The sequence below is a fragment of the Mycobacterium sp. NPDC050041 genome, from assembly GCF_049541695.1.
GTDB lineage: Bacteria > Actinomycetota > Actinomycetes > Mycobacteriales > Mycobacteriaceae > Mycobacterium.
This window is the reverse complement of record NZ_JBMVDG010000002.1, coordinates 538,758-552,153: the sequence shown is the minus strand read 5'-3', so window position 1 is coordinate 552,153 and position 13,396 is coordinate 538,758. Positions and strand designations below refer to the sequence as shown.

Below are 13,396 nucleotides of genomic sequence, written 5' to 3'. Positions count from 1 at the left end.
TCACTCCTCCGTGCTGGATTCGACGTGCGGGACACCCAACCCGTCGGCGAGGTGGTCCAGCGCCACCCGCGCCAGCGGAAGGTCGACCGACACCGACTCCCCCAGCGCGAGCGCGAGGCTGAGATCCTTTTCTCCCAGACCGCGGGCGTGCAGGAACGGCTCGTACAGGAAGTGGTCGTGATCGAGCGGGCGCATGTCGTCGCGCACCATGATCGCGCCGGCGCCACTGGTCAGCGCATCGGTGTGACGCACCACCCGGCCCAGCTGCTGCAGGTCGATGCCCGCCTGCTCGGCGAGCCGCATCGCCTCACACGCCGCCGCATACGAGGTGAAGGTCAACATGTTGCGCGCCAGCTTCATTCGCGTCCCGGCACCTGGCGCTCCCGCGTGGATCACCATCGAGGCGAACTGCTTGAAGGCAGGCTTGATGCGTTCGTACACCTCGCGGTCGGCGCCCACCATCACCGCGAGTTCACCCTTGCCCGCGGCCGCCCCGCCACCGCTGACCGGGGCGTCGACGATGTGGATGTCCTGCGGCCGGAGCTGCTCGGACAGTTCGACGGCGGTCTCGGGGCTGATCGTCGAGTGGATCGCGATCACGGTCCCCGGCTTCGCGTGCTCGGCCAGTTCGGCGACCACCTGGCGCACCTGCGCGTCGTTCAGCACGGTGACGCTGATGATGTCGGCGCTCGCCACGTCGGCCACGCTGTCGGCCACCGACGCACCCGCCTCGACCAGCGGGGTCATCGCGTCGGTGCGCACGTCGAACACGGTCAGCCCGCCGGGCCACTCGACCAGCCGGCTGGCCATCGGCGCGCCCATGTTGCCCAGCCCGATGTAGCCGTACCGGGGCTGCTCGTCGGTCATCGTCTTTTCCTCTTCGCGCAAGCGCTCATCAGCGGATGATCTGTCCGCCGTCGACATTGAAGATCTGCCCGGTGACCCACTTGGCCTGATCCGACAGCAGGAACAGGCACATGCCGGTCAGGTCGTCCACTTCGCCCATGCGGGACAACGGGATTCCCTTGACGATGTCGGCGACCATCTCCTGCGGCGTGGTGGTGCGATTGGCCTCGGTGTCGATGGGTCCCGGCGCGATCGCGTTGACGCGGATGTTCTGCCCGCCCAGTTCGGTGGCCAGCTGCTGGGTGAGGCCGTTGATGCCGACCTTGGCCAGGCCGTAGAAGTTCGAGTAGAGCCACGCCGCGGTCGACGACTGGTTGACGATCGCGCCGCCGCCGCGCTTGGCCATCTTGCGGTACACCGCCCGGGTGCACACCAGCGCGCCGTCCATGTTCACGCTCATGAACTTCTTGTAGTAGTCCCAGTCGACGGTGATCAGGAAGTCCAGCTTCATCCCACCGAAGATGGCCGCATTGTTCACCAGGTAGTCGATCCCGCCGAACTCCGACAGCGTCTGCGCCGCCATCTCTTTCGCGGAGTCCGGGTCGGAGACGTCGACACGCACGGCCAGCGCGTTGCCGCCCTCGCCCTTGATGCCGTCGGCCACCTTCGCCGCGCCTTCGGTGTTGATGTCGGCGACGACGACGGCCGCGCCCTCACGGGCCAGCGCCTCGGCGTACGCCTGGCCGATGCCGCCGCCGGCACCGGTGACGATCGCCACCTTGTCCTTGAACTGATCTCCGTAGAGTCCCATCCCGGTCTCCGCTTTCTACTTCGCTGCCTTGGCGATCGCCTTGATCTCGAGGTACTCCTCGAAGCCGGCGAGTCCCATCTCCCGGCCGATGCCGGACTGCTTGTAACCACCGAACGGCATGTCCGCCGAGTACCAGACCCCACCGTTGATGTTGACCGTGCCGACACGCAGCCGGGCGGCGATGCCGGCGGCACGATCCTCGTCGGCCGAGAACACGGTGCCGGACAGGCCGTAGGGCGAGTCGTTGGCGATGCGGACGGCGTCGTCGTCGCCGTCGTGGGCGATCACCGTCAGCACCGGCCCGAAGATCTCCTCCCGCGCCACCTTCGCACCGTTGTCGAGGCCCGCGATCACCGTCGGCTCGATGAAGAAGCCGGTGTCACGATCGGCGGGACTGCCACCACCGCAGGCGAATCGGCCGCCCTCGGCGACAGCGGAGTCCAGGTAGGCCTGGATCCGGTCGCGCTGGCGTGCCGAGATCACCGGTCCGCAGATGGTGCCCGGCTTGTTCGGATCGCCGGGCTTCAACCCGCCCATGGTGGCGGCGGCCGCCTCGACGGCCTCGTCGTACCGGGCGCGTGGCACCACCAGGCGCGTGGTGATCGCGCAGCCCTGACCGGCGTGCATCGACGCGGTGAACGCCGCCATCGAGCACGCGCCCGCCAGGTCGGCGTCGTCGAGCACCAGAAACGCGGACTTGCCGCCCAGTTCCAGGAAGACCTTCTTCAGCGTGGCCGCGCCGTCGGACATCACGGCCCGTCCGGTGTTCGTCGACCCGGTGAACGACACCATGTCGACGCGCGGGTCCTTCGACAGCAGCGCGCCCACCGCATGGTCGCTCGACGTGACGATGTTGAGCACGCCCGGCGGGAAGTCGGTGTGCTCGGTGATCAGCTCGCCGAGCACTGCCGCCGCCCACGGTGTGTCGGGCGCGGGCTTGAGCACCAGCGTGTTTCCCGCCGCGAGGGCCGGTCCGACCTTGGCGAGGTTGATCTGATGCGGGAAGTTCCACGGTGTGATGGCGCCGACGACGCCGATCGCCTCCCTGGCGATCGTGCGGTGGGTCTTGATGCCCATCGGCGACGCGACACCGAGATCGGACGTCCACTCGTAGGACTGCGCGGTGTCGGCGCAGAAGCTGAGGTCCTCCACCGGACCCTCGAGCTGCGCGGCCGCCGTCAGCATCCGCGGCGCGCCCACCTCGGCGATGGTCAGGTCACGAAGTTCTTCCACGTGGTCGCGCATCGCCTGCTGCAGCTGCCGGATGCACCGGACGCGCAGCTCGACGTCGGTCGACCAGCCGGTGTCGTCGAAGGCCCGGCGGGCGGCCTCGATGGCCGCGCCCATGTCCTCGGCCGTCGCGTCCGCCGCGACGCCGAGCGTCTCCTCGGTGGCGGGGTTGACCGTGGCGAACGTGCCGCCGCTCCCGGCCACCAACTTGCCGTCGACCAGCAGCCGACTCTCTCGATCGCCCAGCAGCGTCATCCGCACTCCCGTCTCGTCACTGGACAACTGTCCGGCGCTGTTCAGTCGAACCATAGCCGTCGGGCCGACCGCGCCGCAAGGCCCGGTCACCTGCGACTCCGCGGCGACATCCGAAAAGCGCATGGGCAGCGCCAATTTGCTGCTTCGGCTTGCCTCCCGGTGCGGACGTCGGATAACTTGGACATGTGTCCAGTGATGCAGTGGTCGCGATCACAGACGGCAGCACGCCGGCCGACGTGGTCAAGGCGCCCCGCAACCGCCGGCAGGAGGAGACCTTTCGCAAGGTGCTCACTGCCGGGGTCGAGATGCTGCGCGAGTCGTCGTATGCGGACCTGACCGTCCGCGCGGTGGCGGCGCGGGCCAAGGTCGCGCCCGCCACCGCCTACACCTACTTCTCGTCGAAGAACCACCTGATCGCCGAGGTCTACCTCGATCTGATCAAGAAGGTGCCGTTCTTCACCGACGTGAACGAGCCCATGCAGGCGCGCGTCGCGCAGGCGCTGCGGGCGATGGCCCTGACGGTGGCCGACGAGCCCGAGGTGGCCGCGGCGTGCACCACCGCACTGCTCACCGGTACCGACCCGACCGTCCGCCAGGTGCGCGACCGCATCGGCGCCGAGATCCACCGCCGTATCCGCTCCGCGGTCGGCCCGGACGCCGACCCGCGCGCGGTCGCTGCCCTGGAGATGACGTTCTTCGGCGCGCTGGTCAACGCGGGCAGCGGCGCCTTCACCTACCACCAGATCGCCGACCGGCTGTCCTATGTCGTCGGCCTCATCCTCGGAGAAGACACGTGACCGTTTCAGACGTCGTACTCGACCCGTACGACTACGACTTCCACGAGGATCCGTACCCGTACTACCAGCGCCTGCGCGACGAGGCCCCGCTGTACCGCAACGAGGCACTCGGCTTCTGGGCGCTGTCGCGCCACTCCGACGTGCTGCAGGGCTTCCGCAACAGCACCACGCTGTCGAACAAGTTCGGCGTCTCCCTGGATCCGGCGTCCCGCGGTCCGCACGCCGCCAAGACGATGTCCTTCCTGGCGATGGACGACCCCGCGCACCTTCGGTTGCGCACCCTGGTGTCCAAGGGCTTCACCCCGCGACGCATCCGCGAACTGGAACCACGGGTCACCGAGATCGCGGTCCAGCACCTCGACGCGATGATGGAGAAGGCCGGCGACGACGCGACCGTCGACTACGTCAACGAGTTCGCGGGCAAGCTGCCGATGGACGTCATCTCCGAGCTGATGGGGGTGCCACAACCCGACCGCGACCAGGTGAGGGCGTGGGCCGACGGGGTGATGCACCGCGACGACGGCGTGACCGATGTGCCCCCCGAGGCGATCGAGGCGTCCATCAACCTGATCGTCTACTACCAGGAGATGGTCGCCCAGCGCCGGAAGAACCCCACCGACGATCTGACGACAGCACTGCTGGAGGCGGAGATCGACGGTGACCGGCTCACCGACGACGAGATCCTCGGCTTCATGTTCCTGATGGTGATCGCCGGCAACGAGACGACCACCAAACTGCTTGCCAACGCGGCCTTCTGGGGGCACAAGAACCCCGACCAGCTTCAGCCGGTCTACCAGGACGAGTCGCGGATCCCGCTGTGGGTCGAGGAGACGCTGCGCTACGACACCTCCAGCCAGATCCTGGCCCGCACCGTCGCCGGTGATCTGACGTTGTACGACACCACCATCCCCGACGGCGACGTGCTGCTGCTGCTGCCCGGATCCGCGCACCGCGACGAGCGGGTCTTCGAGAACCCCGACGACTTCGTGATCGGCCGCGAGATCGGTTCGAAGCTGATGAGTTTCGGCTCCGGCGCGCACTTCTGCCTCGGTGCCCACCTGGCTCGCATGGAAGCGCGCGTCGCGCTGGCCGAGCTCTTCAAACGAATCCGCGGATACGAGGTCGACGAGGCCAACGCCGTCCGCGTCCACTCGAGCAATGTCCGCGGATTCGCCCACCTGCCCATGACCCTCCAGCCCCGCTGACACGTCCGCCCGAGAGGCTCCCGTTCCATGCCACGTTTCGCCCCACTTCCCGAACGCCGACCCGCCATCGTGGCCGGCGCCTCCTCCGGCATCGGTGAGGCCACCGCCATCGAGTTGGCCGCCCGCGGCTTCCCGGTCGCGCTCGGCGCGCGCCGGGTGGAGAAGCTCGAGGACCTGGTCGGAAAGATCAACGCCGACGGCGGTGAAGCCGTCGGCTTCCACCTCGACGTCACCGACCCGAACTCGGTGAAGTCGTTCGTGACCCAGTCGATCGACGCACTGGGCGACATCGAGGTGCTGGTGGCCGGCGCCGGTGACACCTATTTCGGCAAGCTGGCCGAGATCGGCACAGACGAGTTCGAGTCACAACTGCAGATCCACCTCGTCGGTGCGAACCGGCTGGCGGCCGCGGTGCTGCCCGGCATGCTCGAGCGTCAGCGCGGTGATCTCATCTTCGTGGGATCCGATGTGGCGCTTCGTCAGCGACCGCACATGGGCGCCTACGGCGCCGCGAAGGCCGCGCTGGTGGCCATGGTGAACAACTTCCAGATGGAGCTCGAGGGCACCGGCGTGCGCGCCTCGATCGTCCACCCGGGCCCCACCAAGACATCGATGGGCTGGAGCCTGCCCGCCGACAAGATCGGGCCCGCGCTCGAGGACTGGGCCAAGTGGGGACAGGCCCGCCACGACTACTTCCTTCGTGCGTCGGATCTCGCGCGCGCCATCACCTTCGTCGCCGAGACACCGCGCGGCGGATACATCGCCAACATGGAACTCCAGCCCGAAGCACCGCTGGCCGACGCGCCCGCCGACCGTCAACAGCTGAAGCTGAACGAGGAGAACTTGAAGCCATGACCACTGCGATCGTTCCCCGCGTCTCGGGCGGCGAAGAGGAGCACGGCCACCTCGAAGAGTTCCGCACCGACCCGATCGGCCTGATGAAGCGGATCCGAGAGGAGTGCGGTGACGTCGGCTGGTTCCAGCTCGCCGACAAGCAGGTCGTCATGCTGTCCGGATCCGAGGCCAACGAGTTCTTCTTCCGCTCCAGCGACAGCGAGCTCAACCAGGCCGAGGCCTACCCGTTCATGACACCGATCTTCGGCGAGGGCGTGGTGTTCGATGCCGACCCCGAACGTCGCGCGGAGATGCTGCACAACACCGCACTTCGCGGTGAGCAGATGAAGGGCCACGCCGCCACCATCGAGAACGAAGTCAAGAAGATGGTCGCCGAATGGGGGGATGAAGGCGAGATCGAGCTGCTCGACTTCTTCTCCGAGCTCACCATCTACACCTCGACGGCCTGCCTGATCGGGTTGAAGTTCCGCGAGCAGCTCGACAGCCGGTTCGCCCACTACTACCACCAGCTCGAACGCGGCACCGACCCGCTGTGCTACGTCGACCCCTACCTCGACATCGACAGCTTCCGCATCCGCGACGAGTCGCGGGTGAAACTCGTTGCGCTGGTGCAGGAAATCATGGACGCACGTATCGCGAACCCGCCCGCGGACAAGGCCGACCGCGACCTGCTCGACGTGCTGGTGTCGATCAAGGACGACGACGGCAACCCGCGCTTCACCGCCAACGAGGTGACGGGGATGTTCATCTCGCTGATGTTCGCGGGCCACCACACCAGCTCGGGAACATCGGCGTGGACGCTGATCGAACTGATCCGCCACGCCGATACCTACGCCGAGGTGCGGGCAGAGCTCGACGACCTCTATGCCGACGGCCAGGAGGTGAGTTTCCACGCGCTGCGCCAGATCCCGAAGCTGGACAACGTGGTCAAGGAGACGCTGCGCCTGCATCCGCCGCTGATCATCCTGATGCGGGTCGCGCAGGACGAGTTCGAGGTGAAGGGCTTCCCGATCCACAAGGGTGACTTCGTCGCGGCGTCACCGGCGATCTCCAACCGGATCGCCGAGGACTTCCCCGACCCCGACGCGTTCAACCCCGATCGCTACAACAAGCCCGAGCAGGCCGACGTCGCCAACCGATGGACCTGGATCCCCTTCGGCGCCGGCAAGCACCGCTGCGTCGGCGCGGCGTTCGCCCAGATGCAGATCAAGGCGATCTTCTCGGTGTTGTTGCGTGAGTACGAGTTCGAAATGGCTCAACCCGCGGAGAGCTACCACAACGACCACTCGAAGATGGTCGTGCAGCTGGCCCAGCCGGCGAAGGTGCGCTACCGCAAGCGCGCTGCCGGCGGGCAGGAGCGCAGTGACCGGGGAATCGGAGAGGCCTGATCCGACATGGGTTGCTATCGAGTCGTGCTCGACGAGGACCTGTGCCAGGGCCACGCGATGTGCGAACTGGAGGCTCCCGACGTGTTCACGGTGCCCAAACGCGGCGTCGTCCAGATCCTGGACCCCGAACCACCCGACGAGCTCCGCGATGCCGTGGAGCTGGCTGTCGACATGTGCCCTACCCGTGCAATATCCATCGAAGAGAAGGACTGACAATGGCGTCACGTGAACAGCTCGAAAACTGGGTCGAGCGCTGGCTGCAGGCCAACAAGGACGCCGAGAAGGCCGGTGACTGGAAGCCGTTGGCCGACTTCTACACCGACGACGCGACCTACGGCTGGAACATCGGGCCCAAAGAGGATGTGATGTGCGTCGGGAAGGACGAGATCCGCGACACCGCACTCGGTTTGGAGATGGAGGGCCTGGAGAACTGGTACTACGAATACCAGAAGGTGCTGATCGACGACAAGCAGAACGAGATCGTCGGGTTCTGGAAGCAGATCGTCAACAAGAGTGACGGCACCCAGGACGAGATCTACGGCATCGGCGGCAGCTGGTTCCGGCTTGATGACGATCTCAAGATCGAGTGGCAGCGGGACTTCTTCGACTTCGGCCACGTGCAGAAGATGTTCCTGAAGCTCATCGAGTCCGGAGATCTCAGCCCGACCATGCAGAAGCGCATCGAGCGCAGCGTGGCCGGCGAGAAACTGCCCGGCTACTACCCCCTCGGCCACGCCCCCGTCCCGATCTGGTGACTCCCGGCCAAGCAGTTGATTGGGGGTGGGTGTGACGCACCTAACTAATGCCTCTAGTCTGTGCTCACCGGCTCTATTGGAAGGCAGCTTTTGATGAAGACAAAAGGCGCTCTCATCTGGGAGTTCAACCAGCCGTGGTCGATCGAGGAGATCGAGATCGGAGACCCCGTCAAGGACGAGGTCAAGATCCAGATGGAAGCGTCGGGCATGTGCCACTCCGACCACCATCTGGTGACCGGTGACATCCCGATGGCCGGCTTCCCGGTGCTCGGCGGCCACGAAGGCGCGGGCATCGTCACCGAGGTCGGTCCCGGAGTCGAGGACATCGCACCCGGCGATCACGTGGTGCTCTCGTTCATCCCGTCGTGTGGCAGGTGTCCGTCATGTCAGGCCGGCCTGCGCAACCTCTGCGACCTCGGCGCGGGACTGCTCGGCGGCCTCGCGGTCTCCGACAACACCCATCGCATCCACGCAAAGGGGCAGCCCGTCATCCCGATGACACTGCTGGGCACGTTCAGCCCGTACATGGTGGTGCACAAGAGCTCCGTGGTGAAGATCGACCCGTCCATCCCGTTCGAGGTGGCCTGCCTGGTCGGCTGCGGCGTCACCACCGGCTACGGCTCGGCGACCCGCACCGCGGACATCCGCCCGGGTGACGACGTCGCGGTGATCGGCGTCGGCGGCGTGGGCATGTCGGCGCTGCAGGGTGCCGTCAACGCAGGCGCGCGCAACATCTTCGTCATCGAGCCGGTGGAGTGGAAGCGCGATGCCGCGCTGAAGTTCGGTGCCACACATACCTATCCGGACCTCGAGTCGGCCTTTGCCGGCATCGCCGAGGTCACCTGGGGCCTGATGGCCAAGAAGGTGATCGTCACCGTCGGCGAGTTGAAGGGTGCCGACGTCGACAGCTACGTCAACCTCACCTCCAAGGGTGGCACCTGTGTGCTGACCGCGATCGGCAGCCTGCTCGACACCAACGTGACGCTGAACCTGGCGATGCTGACGCTGATGCAGAAGAACCTGCAGGGCACCATCTTCGGCGGCGGCAACCCGCACTACGACATTCCGCAGCTGCTGTCTATGTACAAGGCGGGCAAGCTCAACCTCGACGACATGATCACCCGGCAGTACAAGCTCGAACAGATCAACGACGGGTACAAGGACATGCTCGAGGGCCGCAACATCCGCGGCATCATCCGCTACACCGACGCGGACCGCTGACATGAGCACCGACACCGCCCAGCAGACGCCGGTGGTGACCGCGTCGGAGTCATCGTGGCGCTGCGTCCAGGCCGGCGACAAGAACGGCTGGCTGGCCCTGATGGCCGACGACGTCGTGCTCGAGGATCCCATCGGGCAGGCGGTCACCAACCCGGACGGCAACGGGGTGCGGGGCAAGCAGGCGGTCTCGGAGTTCTTCGACGCCAACATCGGCCCCAACCAGCTGACCGTCACCCGGGAGGCGACGTTCGCTTCCAGTTCCCCGACGGAGATCGCCTACATCCTGGTGCTGCGCACCCGCTTCCCCAACGGCTTCGTCGCCACGGTGCGGGGCGTCTTCACCTACCGGGTGAACGACGACGGCCTGATCACCAATCTGCGCGGCTACTGGAACATGGAGGACTCGATGGAGTTCAGCCAGGAGGGCGAGGGCGATTAGCGCCGGCCCGCTCGACGGGCGTGGCGCGGTCGTCGTCGGCGGCTCGCGGGGTGTCGGCCTCGCGGTGGCCTCGCTGCTCGCCGCCCAGGGCGCGGGTGTGGTGCTCAACGGCCGGGACAGTGAGGCGGTCGCGGCCGCAGCGCAAGGGATTCCGGGTGCACACAGTGTCGCCGGCTCACCTGCGGACCCCGCCATGGCCGACGCACTCGTCGACGCGTGTGTGCAGGAGTTCGGGCGCATCGACATCCTGGTGAACTGTGCGGGCACGGCCGAGCCGCCGGGGTCGTCCATCCTCACGGTCACCAGCGGCGAGTTCCGCGAGCTGCTCGACGCGCATCTCGGCACGGTGTTCGAGACGTGCCGGGCGGCCGCGCCGAGGATGGTCGCCCAGGGTGGGGGCGCGATCGTCAACACCAGTTCGTTCGCGTTCCTCGGCGACTACGGCGGCACCGGCTACCCGGCCGGCAAGGGCGCGGTCAACGGGCTCACCCTGGCGATCGCGGCGGAACTCGAGGGGAAGGGCGTTCGCGCGAATGTCGTCTGCCCGGGCGCGAAGACCCGGCTCTCGACGGGTCCGGATTACGAGGCCCACATCGCCGACCTGAACCGGCGCGGCCTGCTCGACGACGTCAGCATGCAGGGCGCGCTCGACGCCGCACCGCCGGAGTACGTGGCCCCGACCTACGCCTACCTGGTCAGCGACCGGGCCCGCGACATCACCGGCCGCATCTTCATCGCCGCAGGCGGTTTCGTCGGCGAATTCGGCCGCCCCTCACCCGGTTTCATCGGCTACCGCGACCACCATGACTCGCCGCCCTGGACCCTCGACGAATTGGACGCGCTGCTCGGCCCACGCTGATCGCCGACAGTACGGTTGTTGACGGATCTACTCGTGTTTCGCGTCAACAACCGTAGCCTCGGCGGCGTGAGCAATCTGGCATGCTCGTGAGCATGGCGACCGTCTTCACCAAGATCATCAACGGAGAACTGCCGGGCCGATTCGTCTACGAGGACGACGACATCGTCGCCTTCCTCACGATTCAGCCGATGACGCCGGGCCACACGCTGGTGGTGCCGCGCGCCGAGATCGACCAGTGGCAGGGCATCGAACCCGCGGTCTTCGGTCGCGTGATGGAGGTGGCACAGCTGATCGGCAAGGCCGTCATCAAGGCGTTCCCCGCCGAGCGCGCCGGGCTGATCATCGCCGGCCTCGAAGTGCCACACCTGCACGTGCACGTCTTCCCCGCACGGGATCTCGCGGACTTCGGCTTCGCCAACGTCGACAACAACCCCTCACCGGAGTCGCTCGACGACGCCCAGCGCAAGATCAAGGCAGCGCTCGCCGAACTGACCTGAGGCGTCACACCAGCGAGGAATTGTCCGCCGCATTCGCCGCCACCGGCGTCTCCGCGATCCGCGGCAGCTGCACCCGGAACCGGCAGCCCTCACCGGGCGCGGTGGTGACGGTGACCGTCCCGCCGTGCGCGAACACCAGCGAGTCGACGATCGAGAGCCCCAGGCCCGTGCCGCCGCTGGCGCGGGCCCGCGACGAATCGGTCCGGTAGAACCGTTCGAACACCCGTTGCGCATCCTCCGGACTCATGCCGGGACCCTCGTCGCAGACCTCGAGCACGGCGTCGTCGCCGTCGGTGCCGATCCGCAGCGCGATGCCTGCGGTCTCCGGGGTGTGCTGCAGCGCGTTCGCAACGAGGTTGCCGAGCACCTGACGCAGCCGGGCCTCATCGCCGAGCACTTCCGGCGTGCCCGGACCGTCGAACACGTCCAGGGTGATCGAGCGTTTCGGCGCGATCGACCGCGCGTCGTGCACCGCGTCGGTGGCCATCGCCAGCAGATCCACCCGACGCCGCTCGAGCGGACGTTGCGCGTCGAGGCGCGCGAGCAGCAGCAGATCCTCGACGAGCAGACCCATCCGCCGCGACTCGCTCTCGATGCGACTCATCAGCATCTCCACGTCGCGCGCCGCGCCTTGGCGGTACAGCTCGGCGAACCCGCGGATCGTGGTCAACGGGGTGCGCAGTTCGTGGCTGGCATCGGTGATGAAGCGGCGCATCCGCTCCTCCGAGGTACGCGCGGCCTCGGCCGACGATTCCGACGACGCCACCGCACGCTGGATCTGGGCGAGCATGCCGTTGAGCGCCAGCGAGAGTCGACCCACCTCGGTGCGCGGGTCACGTTGCGGGACACGGCGATCGAGCTGGCCCGCGGCGATGGCGGCCGCCGTCTCCTCCACCTCGGTCAGTGGCCGCAGGCTGCGGTGCACCACCGCATAACCCAGCACACCGAGCACCAGGAGCACCGCCGCCCCGATCCCGGCCTGCGACCAGACCAGCGCGCGGACGGTCGACTGCACTTCGGACAGGTCGACGGCCACCGTGGTGACCGTGCCCTCGGGCCCGCGCACGGTCATCGCTCGCCAGGTCACGTTCGAGTGGTCGACCGAGTGGACCGTCACGGGTTCGGGTCCGACGTCGTTGTCGTCGGGGAGCACCGGTTCGGCGTCGCGGTCGTTGACCGCCATCCACATCCGGCCGTCCGGGTCGATGCCGCGGACGTAGAAGTTCGACGGCGGCCGGGCCGGGTTCGGCCCCTCCATCGGCATCGACGACGACCGGGCAGGCGCCTGCGCCCAGCCACGCGACGCTTCCAGCAGCGTCTGGTCGACCCGGTTCTCCAGGCTATGCCGCATGATCGTGGTCACGGCGATGCCCGAGGCCAGCAGGCCGCAGGCCACCAGCACCAGGGTGGCGGCCACCAGCCCCACCCGCAGCGGCACGCCCTGGCGCACTATCGCGGTTCGCGCAGGACGTACCCCACGCCTCGCAGCGTGTGCAGCAACCGCTTGTCGCCGGTGTCGATCTTGCGGCGCAGGTACGACACGTAGGACTCGACGACGTTGACGTCGCCGCCGAAGTCGTAGCGCCAGACGTGGTCGAGGATCTTCGGCTTCGACAGCACGGTGCCCGCGTTGATGATGAAGTACCGCAGCAGGGTGAACTCGGTCGGCGACAGCGACACCGGTTCGCCGGCCTTCCACACCTCGTGGGTGTCCTCGTCGAGTTCGATGTCGGCGAAGGTCAGCCGTGCGCTGCGCGGCTCCTCGACGCCGTGGCCGATGCGCCGCAGGATCACCCGCAGGCGGGCCACCACCTCTTCGAGGCTGAACGGCTTGGTGACGTAGTCGTCGCCGCCGAGCGTCAGCCCCGCGATCTTGTCCTGCAGCGAGTCGCGCGCGGTCAGGAACAGCGCTGGCGCGTCGATGCCGTCGGCCCGCAGCCTGCGCAGCAGGCCGAAGCCGTCCATGCCCGGCATCATCACGTCGAGGATCACCGCGTCGGGATGGACCTCGCGGGCCTTGTCCAGCGCCGCCGCGCCGTTGGACGCGGTGTGCACCTCGAAGCCCTGGAACTTCAGACTCACCGAGAGCAGTTCCACGATGTTGGCCTCGTCGTCGACGACGAGGACCCGCGCTTCCGGAACGGACTCGGTCATTGCAGGCATCGCCATGGTTGTCAGAGTCCTCCCTCCGCCTATCGTCATCCTGCGGGCCAGCTGTGGACTTCCTGTGAATCGACG

At 67.5% G+C, this 13,396-nt stretch carries 15 protein-coding genes; 10 read left to right on the top strand and 5 right to left on the bottom strand.

The window, feature by feature from the left end; all coding sequences use genetic code 11:
* From ACPCHZ_RS07930 to ACPCHZ_RS07920, 3 genes are read right to left on the bottom strand one after another with little or no spacing between them, the layout of a single operon-like run.
* Window positions 1-867 (bottom strand): NAD(P)-dependent oxidoreductase, encoded by an 867-nt coding sequence (locus ACPCHZ_RS07930; RefSeq protein ID WP_423484240.1) that lies wholly within the window; start codon window positions 865-867, stop codon window positions 1-3.
* Window positions 868-895: 28 nt separating this feature from the next.
* Window positions 896-1,657, bottom strand: coding sequence for an SDR family oxidoreductase (locus tag ACPCHZ_RS07925; protein WP_364975678.1), 762 nt, complete (start codon window positions 1,655-1,657; stop codon window positions 896-898).
* 15 nt (window positions 1,658-1,672) lie between these two features.
* The gene (locus tag ACPCHZ_RS07920; protein ID WP_423484239.1) at window positions 1,673-3,142 is read right to left on the bottom strand and encodes an aldehyde dehydrogenase; all 1,470 of its coding nucleotides are present in this window, start codon (window positions 3,140-3,142) and stop codon (window positions 1,673-1,675) included.
* 185 nt (window positions 3,143-3,327) lie between these two features.
* Between ACPCHZ_RS07920 and ACPCHZ_RS07915 the strand changes: the two genes are divergently transcribed.
* From ACPCHZ_RS07915 to ACPCHZ_RS07870, 10 genes are all read left to right on the top strand, one after another.
* Entirely contained in the window at window positions 3,328-3,939 is a 612-nt protein-coding gene (locus ACPCHZ_RS07915) for a TetR family transcriptional regulator (RefSeq protein ID WP_423484238.1), read from the top strand.
* Window positions 3,936-5,144 (top strand): cytochrome P450, encoded by a 1,209-nt coding sequence (locus ACPCHZ_RS07910; protein WP_423484237.1) that lies wholly within the window; start codon window positions 3,936-3,938, stop codon window positions 5,142-5,144. The genes ACPCHZ_RS07915 and ACPCHZ_RS07910 overlap by 4 nt, the downstream gene beginning before the upstream one ends.
* A 27-nt stretch (window positions 5,145-5,171) precedes the next feature.
* On the top strand, window positions 5,172-5,999 hold the full coding sequence (locus ACPCHZ_RS07905; RefSeq protein ID WP_423484236.1) for an SDR family oxidoreductase: 828 nt from the start codon (window positions 5,172-5,174) through the stop codon (window positions 5,997-5,999).
* On the top strand, window positions 5,996-7,387 hold the full coding sequence (locus ACPCHZ_RS07900) for a cytochrome P450 (protein ID WP_423484235.1): 1,392 nt from the start codon (window positions 5,996-5,998) through the stop codon (window positions 7,385-7,387). Before ACPCHZ_RS07905 ends, ACPCHZ_RS07900 begins: the two co-directional genes overlap by 4 nt.
* Window positions 7,388-7,393: 6 nt before the next feature.
* Window positions 7,394-7,600, top strand: coding sequence for a ferredoxin (locus ACPCHZ_RS07895; RefSeq protein WP_269892858.1), 207 nt, complete (start codon window positions 7,394-7,396; stop codon window positions 7,598-7,600).
* A 2-nt stretch (window positions 7,601-7,602) separates the two neighbouring features.
* Window positions 7,603-8,142, top strand: coding sequence for a nuclear transport factor 2 family protein (locus ACPCHZ_RS07890; RefSeq protein WP_423484234.1), 540 nt, complete (start codon window positions 7,603-7,605; stop codon window positions 8,140-8,142).
* A gap of 93 nt (window positions 8,143-8,235) precedes the next feature.
* A complete protein-coding gene (locus ACPCHZ_RS07885) occupies window positions 8,236-9,363 on the top strand; it encodes an NDMA-dependent alcohol dehydrogenase (RefSeq protein ID WP_364975698.1) in 1,128 nt (375 codons plus the stop codon).
* A 1-nt stretch (window position 9,364) separates the two neighbouring features.
* Window positions 9,365-9,802 carry a nuclear transport factor 2 family protein gene (locus ACPCHZ_RS07880; protein WP_423484233.1) on the top strand — a complete coding sequence of 146 codons (438 nt, stop codon included), beginning with the start codon at window positions 9,365-9,367 and terminating at the stop codon, window positions 9,800-9,802.
* On the top strand, window positions 9,798-10,661 hold the full coding sequence (locus ACPCHZ_RS07875; protein ID WP_423484678.1) for an SDR family NAD(P)-dependent oxidoreductase: 864 nt from the start codon (window positions 9,798-9,800) through the stop codon (window positions 10,659-10,661). The genes ACPCHZ_RS07880 and ACPCHZ_RS07875 overlap by 5 nt, the downstream gene beginning before the upstream one ends.
* A gap of 92 nt (window positions 10,662-10,753) precedes the next feature.
* Complete coding sequence (locus tag ACPCHZ_RS07870) at window positions 10,754-11,158, top strand: HIT family protein (RefSeq protein WP_264014000.1); 405 nt, start codon at window positions 10,754-10,756, stop codon at window positions 11,156-11,158.
* A gap of 4 nt (window positions 11,159-11,162) precedes the next feature.
* On the opposite strand, the gene ACPCHZ_RS07865 is transcribed toward ACPCHZ_RS07870, so the two are convergent.
* On the bottom strand, window positions 11,163-12,608 hold the full coding sequence (locus tag ACPCHZ_RS07865; RefSeq protein WP_423484232.1) for a sensor histidine kinase: 1,446 nt from the start codon (window positions 12,606-12,608) through the stop codon (window positions 11,163-11,165).
* Window positions 12,608-13,327 (bottom strand): response regulator transcription factor, encoded by a 720-nt coding sequence (locus tag ACPCHZ_RS07860; RefSeq protein ID WP_269892861.1) that lies wholly within the window; start codon window positions 13,325-13,327, stop codon window positions 12,608-12,610. The genes ACPCHZ_RS07865 and ACPCHZ_RS07860 overlap by 1 nt, the downstream gene beginning before the upstream one ends.
* Window positions 13,328-13,396: the final 69 nt, after the last annotated feature.

What these genes read in the sequence shown, in the direction of transcription:
- ACPCHZ_RS07880 (WP_423484233.1), top strand. Translation starts at nt 9,365, where the DNA reads ATGAGCACCGACACCGCCCAGCAGACGCCGGTGGTGACCGCGTCGGAG.
- ACPCHZ_RS07860 (WP_269892861.1), bottom strand. Translation starts at nt 13,327, where the DNA reads ATGGCGATGCCTGCAATGACCGAGTCCGTTCCGGAAGCGCGGGTCCTC.
- ACPCHZ_RS07905 (WP_423484236.1), top strand. Translation starts at nt 5,172, where the DNA reads ATGCCACGTTTCGCCCCACTTCCCGAACGCCGACCCGCCATCGTGGCC.
- ACPCHZ_RS07870 (WP_264014000.1), top strand. Translation starts at nt 10,754, where the DNA reads ATGGCGACCGTCTTCACCAAGATCATCAACGGAGAACTGCCGGGCCGA.
- ACPCHZ_RS07895 (WP_269892858.1), top strand. Translation starts at nt 7,394, where the DNA reads ATGGGTTGCTATCGAGTCGTGCTCGACGAGGACCTGTGCCAGGGCCAC.
- ACPCHZ_RS07920 (WP_423484239.1), bottom strand. Translation starts at nt 3,142, where the DNA reads ATGACGCTGCTGGGCGATCGAGAGAGTCGGCTGCTGGTCGACGGCAAG.
- ACPCHZ_RS07900 (WP_423484235.1), top strand. Translation starts at nt 5,996, where the DNA reads ATGACCACTGCGATCGTTCCCCGCGTCTCGGGCGGCGAAGAGGAGCAC.
- ACPCHZ_RS07885 (WP_364975698.1), top strand. Translation starts at nt 8,236, where the DNA reads ATGAAGACAAAAGGCGCTCTCATCTGGGAGTTCAACCAGCCGTGGTCG.
- ACPCHZ_RS07890 (WP_423484234.1), top strand. Translation starts at nt 7,603, where the DNA reads ATGGCGTCACGTGAACAGCTCGAAAACTGGGTCGAGCGCTGGCTGCAG.
- ACPCHZ_RS07930 (WP_423484240.1), bottom strand. Translation starts at nt 867, where the DNA reads ATGACCGACGAGCAGCCCCGGTACGGCTACATCGGGCTGGGCAACATG.
- ACPCHZ_RS07925 (WP_364975678.1), bottom strand. Translation starts at nt 1,657, where the DNA reads ATGGGACTCTACGGAGATCAGTTCAAGGACAAGGTGGCGATCGTCACC.